At 49.6% G+C, this 15,943-nt stretch carries 10 protein-coding genes; 7 read left to right on the top strand and 3 right to left on the bottom strand.

Translation table 11 applies throughout. From position 1 onward, the window contains the following. Positions 1–2 precede the first annotated feature (2 nt). Together H579_RS0105360 and H579_RS0105355 are read right to left on the bottom strand one after the other, a co-directional pair. Entirely contained in the window at positions 3–221 is a 219-nt protein-coding gene (locus H579_RS0105360; protein ID WP_028299829.1) for a DUF2835 domain-containing protein, read from the bottom strand. A 14-nt stretch (positions 222–235) separates the two neighbouring features. After that, a complete protein-coding gene (locus H579_RS0105355; RefSeq protein ID WP_028299828.1) occupies positions 236–5,080 on the bottom strand; it encodes an NAD-glutamate dehydrogenase in 4,845 nt (1,614 codons plus the stop codon). A 568-nt stretch (positions 5,081–5,648) separates the two neighbouring features. Between H579_RS0105355 and H579_RS0105350 the strand changes: the two genes are divergently transcribed. The 6 genes from H579_RS0105350 to H579_RS27625 all read left to right on the top strand — a co-directional run bounded on the left by H579_RS0105350 (position 5,649) and on the right by H579_RS27625 (position 13,001). After that, a complete protein-coding gene (locus H579_RS0105350; protein ID WP_028299827.1) occupies positions 5,649–6,623 on the top strand; it encodes an AAA family ATPase in 975 nt (324 codons plus the stop codon). 78 nt (positions 6,624–6,701) lie between these two features. Continuing rightward, positions 6,702–7,703: a DUF58 domain-containing protein gene (locus H579_RS24335; RefSeq protein ID WP_051227328.1), complete on the top strand. Its 1,002-nt coding sequence runs from the start codon at positions 6,702–6,704 to the stop codon at positions 7,701–7,703. A 155-nt stretch (positions 7,704–7,858) separates the two neighbouring features. Then, entirely contained in the window at positions 7,859–8,344 is a 486-nt protein-coding gene (locus tag H579_RS24330) for a DUF4381 domain-containing protein (RefSeq protein WP_051227327.1), read from the top strand. Next, positions 8,323–9,387: a vWA domain-containing protein gene (locus H579_RS24325; RefSeq protein WP_245583216.1), complete on the top strand. Its 1,065-nt coding sequence runs from the start codon at positions 8,323–8,325 to the stop codon at positions 9,385–9,387. The genes H579_RS24330 and H579_RS24325 overlap by 22 nt, the downstream gene beginning before the upstream one ends. Before the next feature lie 15 nt (positions 9,388–9,402). After that, the gene (locus H579_RS0105330) at positions 9,403–11,259 is read left to right on the top strand and encodes a vWA domain-containing protein (protein ID WP_028299826.1); all 1,857 of its coding nucleotides are present in this window, start codon (positions 9,403–9,405) and stop codon (positions 11,257–11,259) included. Positions 11,260–11,321: 62 nt separating this feature from the next. Then, positions 11,322–13,001 (top strand): BatD family protein, encoded by a 1,680-nt coding sequence (locus H579_RS27625; protein WP_157834557.1) that lies wholly within the window; start codon positions 11,322–11,324, stop codon positions 12,999–13,001. A gap of 81 nt (positions 13,002–13,082) precedes the next feature. Here the strand turns inward: H579_RS27625 and trmA are convergent, their stop codons facing one another. Continuing rightward, complete coding sequence (gene trmA / locus H579_RS0105320; RefSeq protein ID WP_028299825.1) at positions 13,083–14,183, bottom strand: tRNA (uridine(54)-C5)-methyltransferase TrmA; 1,101 nt, start codon at positions 14,181–14,183, stop codon at positions 13,083–13,085. Positions 14,184–14,416: 233 nt separating this feature from the next. Here trmA and H579_RS0105315 point away from each other — a divergent pair, with 233 nt between their 5' ends. Continuing rightward, the gene (locus H579_RS0105315; protein WP_028299824.1) at positions 14,417–15,742 is read left to right on the top strand and encodes a hypothetical protein; all 1,326 of its coding nucleotides are present in this window, start codon (positions 14,417–14,419) and stop codon (positions 15,740–15,742) included. Positions 15,743–15,943 lie beyond the last annotated feature (201 nt).

Genomic DNA, 15,943 nt, shown 5'->3' with positions numbered 1-15,943 from the left:
ATCTACACCCGCTCGATCGACTGAAACTTATTTTCGCTGTTAAAGCTGACTTTGAAGCGTCCATGGACCCCTTGGCTTGTGACAAAGGGCCGCAGGATATTGGCGGGGATTTGAATCCGCCGCCCCCAGGTATCGTAGGCGATTACGCCAGTGGCGTAACCGCGATAATACTCCAGATATTTCTCCGCACTTAAACTGAGTGAAATAATAACTTCAGACATGGTTCTCGATTAACTTATGCTTCCATCTGCATCTGGGCCAGATCGAACAGCTCGCGCATCGCTACCGAGAAGATAGGGAAGTCCGCTTTGCCGCCGGAATCGATCTCATCCATGATGCGCTGCCAACGTAATACCTGATGCTGATGACGTTTCATCCACTGGGAAACACGCTCTTCCACATCCAGAGCGCCGTCTTCCATCTGCAGTACACTGATCGCCAAAGCACGGCTCTGCCAATCCAGGTCATCACGGAACGTTTCACGGGCCAGTGCTTCCCAGCTGTCATGGACATGCAGCTCGGTAATTTTCTGGCTGATCCACTGTAGATCCAGCTGATAACCCAATTCAAAGTAGACATCGGCCACACGAGGAAGTTTCTCGCCAGTGACCCGTTCGGCTTCCACCACACCCAGCAGGGAGTACAGACTGGAAGTCGCTGCAATCTGGTCGGCCAACAGCTCAGGAACACCCTGATCGATTAGCTCACCACGACGCTGAGTCCAGCGCTCCAGCTGCGCACCTTTCAGGCGCTCACCGATATCTTCGCTCAACATGCGTACCTTGGGTTCGTACAATGCGATCACATCGCTGACACTCATATTGGCCAGATGTGGGCGCAGGAACCAGCGGGTTGCACGGCGAATCAGTCGCATCAGCTCCATCATCATGCCGTATTGTACGTCACTGGAAACCAGATAATCCAACTGTTCGATCTGGCTCCACAGATTATGAATACCAAAGACGTCACGGGCGACCACATAAGCACGGGCAATCTCTGCGGCTTCGGCACCGGAAGAGTCGATCAGACGGTGAATAAAGGCAATACCACCATGGTGTACCAGATCATTAGCCAGCTGATTGGCCACAATCTCACGCTTCAGTCGGTGGTTGTACATGGCCGGCTTGAACTTATCTACCAGCACTTGCGGGAAGGCATTTTCCATCTCCTTCTCAATGTAGCTGTCTTCCGGCAGGTCCGATGCCACAATCGCCAGTTTCAGGTCTGCTTTAGCATAAGAGATCAGTACCGACAGTTCTGGCAGGGTTAAACCACCACCCTGATTAAAGCGTTCCAGCAGAGCCTCATCGGAAGGAATAAACTCCAGCGCCCGGTTCAGCTTGCCTTCACTTTCCAGTGCATTGATAAAGCGACGGAACTGACCGATACCCTCTTTGGCCATCAACTTGGACAGGCTGAGAGCACCACTTTGAGCATAGTTGTTCTGCAGTACCAGATCAGCCACTTCATCGGTCATATCTTCCAGCAGCTGATTACGCTGCTTGTTGGTCATATCACCCTGGCTGACAATTTCATCAAGTAAAATCTTAATGTTAACTTCGTGGTCCGAACAATCCACACCACCGGCATTATCAATAAAGTCCGTGTTAACAGAGCCGCCTTTCTGACAATACTCCATACGGGCACGCTGAGTCAGACCCAGGTTGCCGCCTTCACCGATAACCCGAGCGTTCAGCTCTTTACCATTGATACGCAGACTGTCATTGGCTTTATCGCCTACCGCCGCATGGCTCTCTGTGCTGGCTTTGACATAAGTACCGATACCACCGTTCCAGATCAGATCCACAGGCGCTCTCAGGATCGCAGAGATCAGGTCATTAGGTGCCATACGGTTTTCTGTGATATTGAAGCGCGCTTTCATCTGCGGGCTGATATCAATAGATTTCGCCGCACGGGAGAAAATCGCGCCGCCTTCAGAGATCAGCGCTTTGTTGTAATCCGCCCAGCTGGAACGCGGCAGTTCAAACATGCGCTTACGCTCACGGAAGCTGGCCGCGGCATCCGGGTTTGGATCAACAAAGATATGCAGGTGGTTAAAGGCACACACTAGCTGGATCTTATCCGATAACAGCATGCCGTTACCGAATACATCACCACTCATGTCACCGATACCCACAACAGAAAACTCATCTTTCTGAATGTTATGGCCCAGTTCACGGAAGTGACGCTGTACTGATACCCAGGCACCGCGAGCCGTAATACCCATCTTCTTATGGTCGTAACCGTTTGCACCACCGGAAGCAAAGGCATCTTTTAACCAGAAACCATGCTCCAGAGAGATGCTGTTGGCGATATCGGAGAAGGTCGCCGTGCCTTTGTCAGCAGCCACAACCAGGTAGGGGTCGTCTTCATCGTGACGTACCACCATCTGAGGCGGAACCACCACACCCTCAACCAGATTATCGGTCACATCCAGCAGGGCAGTAATAAAGGTTTTATAGCATTCAATACCATCCTGCAGCATGGCATCACGATCACCGCCTTCCGGAGGACACTTGCTGACAAAACCACCTTTAGCACCCACAGGTACGATCACCGCATTCTTCACCTGCTGGGCTTTTACCAGACCCAGAATCTCGGTACGGAAATCTTCATGACGATCAGACCAGCGCAGACCACCGCGAGCCACCTTACCACCACGCAAATGCACACCTTCAACGCGCGGCGAGTAAACAAAGATCTCAAACATCGGGCGTGGCAGCGGCACATCCGGGATCTTATTCACATCCAGTTTAAAGGAGATGTAGCTCTTCACCTGGCCATTGGCATCAGGCTGGTAGAAGTTAGTCCGCAGGGTTGCCTGCATCAGCTGCATATAGCGACGCAGAATCATATCTTCGGTCAGGCTCTGCACCTGATCCAACGCTTCATTGATCTTCTCAACCAGCGCCGCTTCAGCATCTTCACTGTAGCCGGCTTCAGGATCAAAGCGCAGCGTAAACAGATCTAACAGCAGAGCGGTAATATCGGAATGACTTTCCAGCGTGGAAGCGATATAGCCCTGATCGAAGTTAAAGCGCACCTGCTTCATATAACGGGCATAAGCACGCAGCATACTTACCTGACGCCAGCCCAGACGCGCCGTTAATACCAGGCGGTTAAAGGAGTCATTCTCTGCCGCACCTTTCCAGGTTTGTTCGAAAGCATCTTTGAAGACTTCGTTAATATCACTCAGATTGATTTCGCCCTGACCTGCCGGTTCCAGCGCAAAGTCGTGCAGCCAGATGGTGCGACCGTCCGCACGCTGAATCTCATAAGGGTGCTCACCCACCACACGCATGCCCAGATTTTCCAATACTGGAATCACATCAGACAGCGGTAGTTGCTCATCTTCATGGAATAACTGGAACTGGAGGTGACGCCCCTGATCTTCCAGGTGACGGTAGAAGCTCATAGTCACCTGACGCTCTTCGCTCAGCTGTTCAATATAGCCGATATCAATCACAGCACCGCGCGGGCTGAAATCTTCACGGTAACTGGCAGGAAACGCTGTTTTGTAGGCATGATAGTAGCGGTTGGCTTTCTCTTCGCCATAGCGCTCGACCAGCGCTTCCAGCAGATCATCGCTCCAGGAGCGGGCGATATTGATGATCTTCTGCTCAATCTCCTTAATAGAGTACTCAGGGGCAGTATCACCGTTAAAGCGCAGAATAAATTGGGTACGAGCCAGGGCTGATTCAGAGAAATAGGTATGGAACTCGCTGCCATTGGCATCCAGTGCTTCCCACAGAATTTCTTGTGCTTTATGGCGGAACTCTGTGCTGTAGATATCACGCGGCACATACACCATACAGGAATACAGTTTACCGAAGCTGTCTTCACGGATAAACAGACGCACCTTACGGCGCTCGCGGATATTCAGAATACCCAAGGCCGTTTCAGTCAATTCGTGCAGATCGATCTGGAACAGGTCATCCCGAGGAAATACATCCAGAATCTGGGTCAGATGTTTACCGTTATGGCCTTTCGGGTCCAGGCCGGATGCCTGCATCACCGCATCCACTTTCTTACGCAGAATAGGGATATTGCCCGGCAACTGATTGTAGACCGATGCGGTGTACAGACCCAGGAAGCGGCTCTCTCCAATTAACTGGCCTTGACCGTCAAAACGCTTAATGGTGATGTAATCCGGATAAGCCGGACGGTGTACACGAGCATGAGAGGAGCCTTTGGCAAAGCTCAGCAGTTCAGGGATCAGGACAAACTGACGGGCATCCAGCGCCATATCATGACGGGACTGCGCACTGTAGCGATCATCATCCAGCTTCAGCACACCCAGTTCAGATCCTTCAACCTGCTTCAGAACTTTTTTGCCGTCCTGATCAACCACTTCATACTCATCATAACCCAGGTAGGTGAAGTGATCGTGATCCAGCCAATCAAGGAAATCCACGGCTTCCTGAATGTTGTCATTGGACAGATGCGGTGGGTGGCTATTGGACAGCTCCTGACACAACACCTGTGCTTTTTCACGCATCGCTGGGAAGTCATTAACAGCGGTCGAGATCTCTGTCATCACTTCAGTGACAGATAGCCCCAGATCATCCAGCTCACTCTGATCGGTATGACGATCCACCTCGATATAGATCAGGGATTCGTGCTCAGCACCATCCAGCTCAGCCTTATGCCCTGCCACTTGTTGTAACTGACCAGCAGCATCACGCTGGAACTTCAGCACCGCATTGTGGATAGTATGTACGGTCAGACCTCGACGATTCAGCTCAATGCGAATAGAGTCCACCAGGAAAGGCATATCTTTCTGCAGAACTTCGATAATAGTATGAGTCGACTGCCAACCATCCTGTTCATAATCCGGATTATAGACACGAATCTTAGGCTGATTACGGTCATACTTTTGTACAAAGTGCCAAGTCGATACCGTAGCACCGTACAGATCATCGGGACGATATTCTGCTAAATCGTCCAGGGACGCGGATGCATAATAAAAACCGGAAAAATGGGTGATATCTTTGACTTGCTGTTCGGAGAAGCGTGACGTGAGCTGTTCCTCAAGTCGATTGAGAAACTTCTTATGACCTTCACTGGCTTGATACATCATTGCTGACCTCTGCCCTGTACCCTGTTTGGAGTTGTTGTTCGATCTTTTTCTTACCTTCAGGCACTCGACGTTACGACTTATGGTGAGCGATATACCGGTTAGACATAACCCATATTAACCAGACACTCCTCTGAATCCCTTGCCTGGTTGAGCGCTCAAAAAAGATCGTTGTTTGAGTCGATATAGCACCACACTTGTTAACACAATGTAACGACAACATGTCTATTGGTAAAAAAGAATTGACCGATGTTGGTTAAGCTTTGTTGAAAACATAGTACAAATCAACCATTAAGCATCAGTTGTATTACAAAAAAGCATAAGGCGAAAAATTATTCTCATAATGTTGTAATTTAGAGAAAACACACCATATCTGTGTCAGATCTAAATAAAATCAGACAATATAGTCAGAAACAAACCGGCTGACATGCATACTTTATCTGACAAAAAGTCAAAATTTCGTCGGCAATCATCATGCAAAAAACGGGAACAGGGCCGATAAAAAAGGGTCAACATTGGATCTCGTTTTAAAAGTGAAACGCAAATAGAAGTGCAGAAAGCAAGGAACATCATGACAATACGCGACGTCTTTCAGCAACTTAATCAACACCTGCAACAACAAATTATTGGCCAGGAAACCCTGCTGTCACGATTGTTAATCGCACTTCTGGCAGACGGCCACTTATTGGTTGAAGGCCCCCCGGGTTTGGCTAAAACCAAAGCGATTAAAACACTGGCAGAAGGCCTGGAAGGCAGTTTTCAACGTATTCAATTTACCCCTGATCTACTGCCCGCCGATATTACCGGCACCGATATCTATCAGCCGGAGAGCAATGCCTTTAGCTTTCAACAAGGTCCTGTGTTCAACCATTTCATCCTTGCCGATGAGATCAACCGCGCACCAGCAAAAGTGCAGGCGGCGCTACTGGAAGCGATGGCAGAACGTCAGGTAACTGTAGGTAATACCAGTTATCCGTTGCCGGAAACCTTCTTGGTCATGGCGACCCAGAATCCCATTGAACAGGAAGGCACCTATCCACTGCCAGAAGCGCAACTGGATCGCTTCCTGCTGCACGTAAACCTGCACTACCCCTCTGCCGAAGCAGAGCTGGAAATTTTACGCCTGGTGCGGGAAGAGCAGAAATTTCTGCTCAGTAAGGGAAATAATGTGTCAGAAGCCCCTGTCGTCACTCTGCAGCAGATTATTGAGGCTCGTCAAAGTGTTCTGGATATCTATATGGCAGAAGCCATTGAGCAATATATCGTGCACCTTGTGGACGCTACTCGACGACCGGAACAATATGATCAGGATTTGGCCAGCTGGATTGAATACGGTGTCAGCCCCCGCGCCACACTGGCATTGGACCGCTGTGCCCGTGCCCAAGCCTGGTTGGCGGGACGTGATTTTGTAACCCCGGAAGATGTGCAAGCGCTACTGCCTGATGTATTTCGTCACCGCCTGATTCTGCGCTACGAAGCGGAAGCAGCGGGCTTTAATAGCGATCAGGTGATCCAGCATCTGTTACAGCATGTCCCTGTTGCCTAAAGCTTTTTCATTTCTTATGCCACAGCTCTTTCTACCAGGTAGCAGTAAGCGAATAAACAGGGTTATGCGGAGCAGCCTATGCTGAAACAAACCTGGAAAAAATTCAGTAATCGACTGATGCCTCAGCCACTAGCGGTTGAAGGCGGCGAGTTTCTGCCTGAGCTAAGCCTTCAACAGCTCATCGGTTGGCAGAGATATCAGAGTGCTCTGGGCGCTCATCTGAAAACGCAATCACGCTCAAGCCTGGCCGGTCAGCACCGCTCCCGTATTCAGGGCCGCGGGATGGAATTAAGTGAGATCCGTAACTATCAACCTGGAGATGATATACGGTTGATGGATTGGAAGGTTACCGCCCGCACCCGAAAGCCTCATACCAAGGTATTTCTGGAAGAAAAAGAGCGTCCGGTGCATCTGGTGGTGGATATGAGCCACAGTATGTTATTTGGCAGCGAGCGCAGCAAAGCTGAACAAGCCGCTAATATCGCCGCCACACTGGGCTGGTCCTGCCTCTCTCAGGGAGATCGTTGTGGCGGCTTGGTATTTAACGGTAGTCACTATCAGCTGATTCAGCCAAAAGCCCGTCAGAAGGGGTTGTTACCACTATTACAAGCCCTGTGTCAGTATGGCAAAGCACTGGATAGCGATATCGATCAAGAGAACCCTTCCCCCTTATCTGCTCAGCTCTCCCAAGCTCAACCTGGGCGTATGAATCAGGTACTGCAACAGATGGCTGCACAGTCCGGACATGGCAATCTGATGGTGATTATCAGTGATTTCTGGTCTCTGGACCTGACAGATTTTTCCGTGCTGCGACAGATTAGCAAACGCCATAATCTGCTGGCTATTCAGGTATCTGACCCTCTGGAATATGAACTTCCTGAAGGCCCCTGCAATCTAACAGATGGGCGACAGCAGGTATTTTTTGATGGCGATAAACCACAAGATCAAAGCCGCTATCGCAAAGGATATGAGCAGCGTCAACAGGCGTTACAACAAGCTCTGCTGAAAAGCGGAGGACAGCTGATCTCACTTTCCACCAGAGACCACCCCGCAGAGGTGTTAAAACAGTATTTTGCCTGAGCGGTTCCTTGATTGACAAAATATACAAGCTGCAATCACATACAAAAAATGGTTTTAATTCTATTATAGGGTCGGCAAAATAAAACGCTAAATCAAATGGTTATAACGCAAAAAATAAGAGAGTACAGGATAAACATCGTGCAGGAGCTAAAGCAATGAACAACCAGCAACCCCTGCTGGAGCAGTTAAAAGATATTCACTTGCCCACTGCGACGCCAGGTTGGCAAGTACTGCTACACAACTGGTGGCCTGCACTTGCGCTACTGCTGACACTATCTATCGGCTTACTGGGTTTCTATTGGCTTAAGCGTCGTAACTTGCAAGGCCGTACACGTCACTATGCCCTGAATGAACTCAGCCAGATGCAGGATAGATTTCAGCAACACAACCAATCTCAGCAGTTACTGAATGAACTGAATGTATTACTACGGCGTATGGCCATTGAGTATTACGGCCGTGAAGAGGTTGCCTCTCTTTCAGGTAATGCCTGGCTGAGCTTTCTGGATAAAAGCGGCCATACCCATGACTTCACCTCAGGTCCTGGTCAGGTGTTGATACAACTCTATCAGCCTGAGGCTGAAGCTTTTGACGAGAAGGTATTAATGGAGACTGTAAAGCAGTGGATCTGTCGTCAAGCTTAACCAATTTCTACTCTCAACTGGACTTTATCTGGCCCTGGATAACGCTCCTGTTGCCTTTACCGGTACTGGTGTATTACTTTTTCCCGGCTGCACCTAATCGGCAGTATCTGTTAAAGGTGAGCTATTTGCAGTCCCGGGACAAAGCAAGAGTTCAACACAGCTACAGTCGGAAAAACCTGAAACGCCTGTTATTTGCCAGCTGGTTATGGTTGCTGCTGCTGCTGTCTGCCAGTCACCCCCAGTGGATTGGCGAAGCCATTCCACTGCCCAATAAAGGCCATGATTTTATGCTCGCTGTAGATATCTCTGGCAGTATGCAGATGGAAGATATGCGCTTACAGCAGGAACCGACGGATCGTTTAACTGCCGTGAAAGCGATCGTCTCTGACTTTGTTCTGCGTCGGGAAGGTGATCGCCTAGGCCTGATCGTGTTTGGTAGCCAAGCTTATCTGCATGTTCCCCTGACCCATGACAGAAATACCGTCTCCAGCCAACTGCAGGAGATTCAGTTGCGTATGGCCGGTGAACAAACGGCTATTGGAGATGCGATTGGCCTGGCCGTTAAGCGACTGAAAGATCGCCCGGAAGATGGCCGGATTCTGGTATTGCTAACTGATGGCGCCAATACTGCCGGTGAGATTGACCCGATCCAGGCTGCACAGCTGGCAGCCAGTCAAAAGCTTAAAATCTATACCATAGGTGTCGGTGCTGATGAATTAGAGGTTAAAACCCTGTTTGGCTCCCGTCGCATTAACCCGTCACAAGAGCTCGATGAATACACTTTACGTACGCTGGCAGAAAAAACCGGTGGTCAATACTTCCGTGCTCGCAGTACAGAAGAGCTGGATCAGATCTATCAGCAACTGGATAAACTGGAACCCATTGAGCAGGACAACCAGGTATTCAGGCCAAGACACAGCCTGCTGCACTGGCCACTGCTGCTGGCGGTGATCAGTCTGATATGCGCCATGGCAGGACGCTGGTTTGTCAGGCTATGGCGCGTACGTCATAAAATGTACGTTAACAGAACACAACAATCATAATTATTGGGTAATGCCATGGAGCTGTTAGATAGCTTTCACTTTGCCCGTCCCTGGGCCCTGATACTGATCCCCGTCCTGCTTATACAGGTCGTGTGGTATCTGAAATTCCGCCATACCGCTAACCCCTGGCGGGGTAGAATGCGGGCTGACCTGCAAGCTAAACTGCTGCAGGCACCTAAAGAAGAGTCCAACTATATCCCCTGGATTGTTCTATCCATTATCTTACTGATTTTTGCCCTGGCCGGGCCCAGTTGGAGTCAACAATCCCGTCCAGTATTCAGCAAGCAGGATGCGCTGGTGATCGTACTGGATATGTCGCTATCTATGTTGGCAGAAGATATTAAACCCAACCGAGCCCAACGCAGCAAACTTAAACTGATGGATCTATTAGAGCAGCGCAAGGAAGGCTTGACCGGGTTAGTGGTTTACGCAGGCGATGCTTATACCGCAACCCCTCTCACCTCTGACACCGCCACTATTCGCAACCTGCTACCCGCACTGGAACCCGCATTGATGCCCAAACTGGGCAGTGCTGCAGAAGCTGGTATCGGTCAGGCACAACAACTGATGCGCCAAGCGGGTATCCAGAAAGGTCGTATTCTTCTGGTAACAGACGGGTTGGACGAAGCGGCATTAAAAGGCATCAGAAAACAGCTTAATAAAGATGTTCAACTGAGTATTCTGGCCGTTGGCACTGCAGAAGGGGCACCAATTCCTCTGGGAGATCAGAGTTTTGTCAAAGATAACAAAGGCAGCGTCATTATCAGCCAATTGGATATGACACCACTACACAACCTTCAAGAGCAAACCTCTGCCCGTCTCAGTCATATGCAACTGGATAATAGTGACTTGGATTACTTGCTGGCAGAAGTCGCCATCAATCCGGCGCTCAAAGAGGCCGAAGCTCAGGTGCCACTATGGATCGAACAAGGACACTGGTTCTTATTGCCCGTACTGCCATTAGCGGCGCTGGCATTTCGTCGCGGCTGGCTGATGGTGCTACCTTTACTCTTCATGCTCGGTACACCTAAGCCCAGCTATGCCTTCTGGTTGAGTGAATCAGAACAGGCGCAAATCGAAGGTGAGCAGGCATTCGAGCAACAGGACTACGGCAAAGCCAGCCAGCTGATGAGTGACCCCGCCTGGCAGGGCAGCGCTTACTACCGTAATGGTCAATACGATAAAGCTGTAGAAGCTTACGGTCAGGATAACAGTGCTGATAGCCACTACAATCGTGGCAACGCCCTCGCACAACAGGGAGAATATCAGCAAGCACTTGAGGCCTATGCTCAGGCTCTGAAGCAAAATCCTGAACACAGGGATGCCCAACACAACAGCCAGTTGGTAGAAAAAATTTTACAACAACAAAACCAGCAGCAGAATCAGTCACAAGATAACTCTCAGGATCAGCAAGAAGATAACCAACAAGATAGCCAACAAGGGGGTTCACAAAATACAGACCAGCAAAACGCCTCCGAGCAAAACCCTTCAGAACAAAGCCAAGGGCAACAGACGCGTTCTGAACAAGATCAGCGACAAAACGGCACAGGCTCAGAAGCCCAGAGCAGCACGCAGCAGAATCAGCCAGAACAGCAAAGCGCGCAGGAAGGTCAGGACCACGAGCAACAGCAAAGGGATCGCACTGGAGCACAAGACGAACAGCGCTCCCAAAGCGCCCAGGAACAGGATGCGCAGGGACACAATACACAAAACAACGGCGAGCCTTCTGAAGCAAAAAGTGAAGAAGATCATTCCCTGGAACAGTGGCTACGCCGTGTACCCGATGATCCTGCAGGGCTTTTACGACGTAAATTTGAATACCAATCCAGCTTAAGAAATCAGCGTTTACCGGAAGGAAGAGAAGCATGGTAATCGTATCGATTGCACACACCCTATTAAATTGCTCCCCTTTAAATAGAACATGTTTAACTCAAATGTTCGCCCTCGGCCTTCAGCGATTACTGCTCAGTATCAGCTTAATATTGACTCTGGTATTTAGCGCGCAAGCTCTGGCTGCTATTGAAGTGACCGTTGATCGAACTCAATTAGCGGAAAATGAGAGTCTCACATTATTTATCCGCTCTGATGATGTGATTAGCCTGGAGCAACCTGACCTGCGAGACCTGTCTGTAGACTTCGAAATTCTTACCCAGCAGGTGCGCACCAATATCCAGATTATTAACGGACAAAATCGTAGTGAAAAGCTATGGGAAATCACTCTGCTGCCCAAACGTAACGGCGAACTTACCATCCCGGCCATTACACTGGACGGTGAAAAGAGTGAACCTATCACACTCCAGGTCAGCAGCGCCCCGGTGAACAGCGAAGAAAGTGCCGATGTTTTTCTGGATAGTGAAATTGACCAGGAAGGTAGCATCTATGTCCAACAGCAGCTGATCTATACCCTACGCCTCTATTACGCCACGTCTATCTCAGACCATGGCCTGACCGATTTAGAACTGGAAGATGCTCTACAATTGCAGCTGGGTAATCGCCGCGACTATGAAGCCCGTGTCAGCGGCCGACTCTACAACGTTGCAGAGTGGCGTTTTGCCATCTATCCGCAAAAAAGCGGTGTACTCAGCTTCCCGGCACAGACCTTTAGTGGTCGTATTCGTCAACAGAATCGCTACTCTCTGGGCGGCTTGAAACATATCCGTATTCAAAGTCCTGAACACAGTATCAACGTCAAACCGATTCCAGACAGCTTCCCTCAGGGTCACACCTGGTTACCGGCCAATAAACTGACACTGTCTGAGCAATGGAGCGGCGACTTTAGCCAATGGCAGGCAGGCTCACCATTAACCCGCACCCTGCAGCTGAAAGCAGAGGGCTTAACCGCCGCTCAGCTACCGCCACTGAAGCTAAGCTTACCGGATCAGGTACGCCAGTACCCTGAGCAACCGACACAGGAAGATACCATGTTGGATGGCGGTATCCTTGGCCAACAAAGCCTGAATATAGCCTTGATCCCGACTCAGCCAGGCACCTTAACCCTGCCAGAAATATCGATTCCCTGGTGGAATGTTGAAAAGGATCAATTGGAATACGTCAACTTAAACAGTTTGCAACTCTCCATTCAGGCAGACCCTAATCAAGTCGAGACTCAACCTGCACCGCCAGTAGCTGCAGCCACAAGTCAGGCGACACCCGTGATCCAAACTCAATTTTCAGCGGGTTACTGGCCTCATATCACCGCCGCCATCTCTGCTGTGAGCCTCTTTCTGATAGCTCTTCTATGGCGACAACAGCAACAGATTAAACGCCTGGGTCACTTGCTCACGGAGCAGAAAAGTCCACTGTCCGCTAAAAACCAAGGACTGCAACAAGAGCAGGATATTTTTCGTAAGGCGATGACCACCGCTTGCCAGCAAAACGATGCTGAAAAAGCCTGGCAGATCTGGCAGCAATGGAAGCAGCTTGAAACACCTCAATTACCCCCCGGTCTTGATATCGCATTTACGCAGGCTATAAATGAACTACAGGCTGCACTGTATGGCCCACAAGCCAATGCGAAAAGCTGGCAGGGTAAAGAGCTGGCTAAAATCGTAAAACAGATTAAGCCGGAAAAAGAGACAAAGCCACTAGGCCTGGCACCTTTGTATCCTCAATAAAACCTAACAGGGCCTGAGACAAAAACAGCCCCGATATCACTATCGGGGCTGTTTATATATGACAGAAGCAAAGCAGGAAGATTACTTACGCACCAGGAACACACCGCTCTCTACATGATGGGTATACGGGAACTGGTCAAACATAGCAAAACGCTCAATACGGTGGGTTTTGCTCAGTGCTTTCAGATTGTCGTACAGGGTATCCGGGTTACAGGAGATATAAACAATATTATCGTACTGGGCTACCTGCTCCACCGTCGCATCATCCAAGCCTGCACGAGGCGGATCAACCAGTACGGTGGTGAAGTTTTTGCTATCCAGATCCATTTCGCTTAAACGACGCAGCTCGGTTTTACCCGCTAACGCATCGCTAAACTCTTCACTGGAAACCCTCGCTACCTGCACATTGCTGATACCGTTACGCTCAATATTAAGCTGAGCGGATTTTACCGAGGTCTTAGAGATCTCAGTAGCTACAACGTGATCAAAGTTCTCAGCCAGCGCCAGGGTAAAGTTGCCGTTACCGCAGTACAGTTCAACCAGATCACCGCCGATACCTTGGGTAGACTCAACTGCCCAGGCCAGCATCTTTTCACACACCACGGCATTAGGTTGGGTAAAGCTGTTCTCCACCTGCTGATATTCCAGTGTGCGCTCGCCCACTTTTAAGGACTCAATCACATAGTCTTTATCCAATACAATACGCTGTTTGCGACTACGACCGATAATGCTGGCGTTCAGTTTGGTCTGCAGCTCACGAGCCAGGGCTTCCCACTCTTCACCCAATGCGCGGTGGTAGATCATGGTAATCAGGGCTTCACCGGACAGACTGGTCAGAAACTCCACCTGGAACAGCTTACGGCGCAGTTCAGGCTCACCTTTTACTGCTTCCATCACATCCAGCATCAGCTTATTGATCAGTTTACTGGCGACAGGGAATTGATCCATACGCACGGTTTTACGATCTTTTTTCGGATCTTCACCGATATCAAACATCACATAGTAGGTCTCGTCGCCCTGGTGCCAAACCCGAAACTCAGAACGCATACGGTAGTGACTGTCAGGGGAGTCAAACACCTGCAGCTCAGGCGGATTAAACTCAGCAAACTGGGCACGGATGCGCTGTGCTTTTTCGTCCAACAGTTCAGCGTATTTTTCGGGAGCGACGACAGGTAAGGGCACGGGTTAACCTCGGAACAGAAATCTTCAAGGGCGCAGAGCATAACAGGAAATCAGTTTAGCTCAAGCCAGCAAGTGTCTACGGGCAGAATTTATCGTTATTTACAGATTGACGCATCCTTGACGTGAGGTATGATGCGCCAGACTCTATCGTATCAGCACTTCTTCTAATATTTGATCATCTGATTATTTGCTTCGGGCTTTATGCCCTGATCTTTTCCGTCAGCCAGGTAGCTATGATAACCCAGTGGACCCACTCTCAACTCAGCCAAAGCATCGGGGCTTTAATGGTGCTGGCATTATTACTGATTATCGCCATTCCTTTTACTGGCCTTGCGATTATCTGGCCTGCGCTCTTGCTGTGGTGCGCACTGATTTTAAGCTGGAAGAACCTGGCAGCAGGCACTAAAAAACAAGCACAGGTGCTGTTTGGCGTCGGCGTGGTGGGTATGGGGTGGGCGTATAGTCAGGGCGAGACTGTTTCTATTGTTCAGGCACTGAGTTCTAACAGCTATATTCTCGCTATGCTGATGGCGGTCAGTTTTCTCTCTTTGATTGCGGGTAACGATACCCAGGAAGCAGAAGAGGACTCACCACGGGGAAGATCAGCCCTAAAGCAAACCCTGGTTGGTCTGCATCTGTTTGGTGCCGTGATCAATATCTCTATTGTTTTTATTATGGGTGACCGCTTTGCTTCGGCAAAGGGACAACCGGGCTGTTGTACTGGTGAGATTGAGAAAGGTCAGCTTAAGGTTTTGTCAAGGGGTTTTTGTGCCGCTGCTTTTTGGTCCCCTTTTTTTGCCGCTCTGGCGGTGGCTCTGACCTACGCTCCTGGTGCCGATCTATTAACTCTGATGCAAGCCGGTATTCCGCTGGCGATATTATCTCTTACGATAACTTATTTTGAACTTCGGCCAAAAGCGGAACAGTTCACCGGCTATCCGATGCGTATGAAGAACCTGATACTTCCGGCTTTTCTGGCCTGTGCGGTCATTGCCGGTCGTGTGTTTATACCAGAGCTATCGGTGCTGCAGTTAATCAGCCTATTGGCCCCACTGACCGCGATTGCGGTTCTGGCGTGGCAGAAACAGCCGTTAGTGAAAAAAGTACAGCAACACAGTCAGAATCGTCTGGCACGTATGGGGAACGAGCTGGCACTGTTCTTAACCGCAGGTACGATGGCGGCAGGATTAAACAGCCTCTTTATGCTTTACGGGCACTTGCTGCCGATTCCGGCTCTGACACCTATTGTGATTAGTCTGTTGCTATTAGCTATGTTGGTGTTGTCTTTGATTGGTGTTCACCCGGTAATCAGTATCGCGACGGTCAGTGGGATTTTATTGCCTACTGAACCACCGGTTGATCTGTTGGCGATGGTGTTTCTGGCCAGCTGGGCAATCGGTACGGCCTGTAGTCCCATGTCAGGTATGAGCTTGTCGCTAAGAGGGCGCTACTTTATCAGCGCCCGTCAGATTCTACGCAGTAATCTGGCTTATGGTGTAGTGATGTGGCTGGCCGCCAGTATATCGCTGTGGTTATATAATCCGATCAGCGGAATCTGAATACCATCGATCAACCCATTATTTAGTGTGCCAAGTCTATAGCTGTCGCTGGCAATCAGACAATATTTCAACCAAGATAAGCTATACAAATCCATAAAACCTTATCTTTTATAGGTAATCAAGCCTCACTGACTTTACAAAGGCTACATCAAGATGTAATTTTCATGCAGCTTTATTTAAAGGTCAAATTAACAAGGCTGT

This window comes from Oceanospirillum beijerinckii DSM 7166 (genome assembly GCF_000422425.1).
In the GTDB taxonomy this organism is placed as follows: Bacteria; Pseudomonadota; Gammaproteobacteria; order Pseudomonadales; family Halomonadaceae; genus Oceanospirillum; species Oceanospirillum beijerinckii.
Note: the sequence above shows the minus strand (reverse complement) of the source record. Positions and strands in the feature narration are given on the sequence as shown.

Coding starts and splice junctions, on each gene's coding strand:
- H579_RS0105330 (WP_028299826.1), top strand. CDS start 9,403: ATGGAGCTGTTAGATAGCTTTCACTTTGCCCGTCCCTGGGCCCTGATA.
- H579_RS0105350 (WP_028299827.1), top strand. CDS start 5,649: ATGACAATACGCGACGTCTTTCAGCAACTTAATCAACACCTGCAACAA.
- H579_RS24335 (WP_051227328.1), top strand. CDS start 6,702: ATGCTGAAACAAACCTGGAAAAAATTCAGTAATCGACTGATGCCTCAG.
- H579_RS24330 (WP_051227327.1), top strand. CDS start 7,859: ATGAACAACCAGCAACCCCTGCTGGAGCAGTTAAAAGATATTCACTTG.
- H579_RS0105315 (WP_028299824.1), top strand. CDS start 14,417: ATGATAACCCAGTGGACCCACTCTCAACTCAGCCAAAGCATCGGGGCT.
- H579_RS0105360 (WP_028299829.1), bottom strand. CDS start 221: ATGTCTGAAGTTATTATTTCACTCAGTTTAAGTGCGGAGAAATATCTG.
- H579_RS0105355 (WP_028299828.1), bottom strand. CDS start 5,080: ATGATGTATCAAGCCAGTGAAGGTCATAAGAAGTTTCTCAATCGACTT.
- H579_RS27625 (WP_157834557.1), top strand. CDS start 11,322: ATGTTCGCCCTCGGCCTTCAGCGATTACTGCTCAGTATCAGCTTAATA.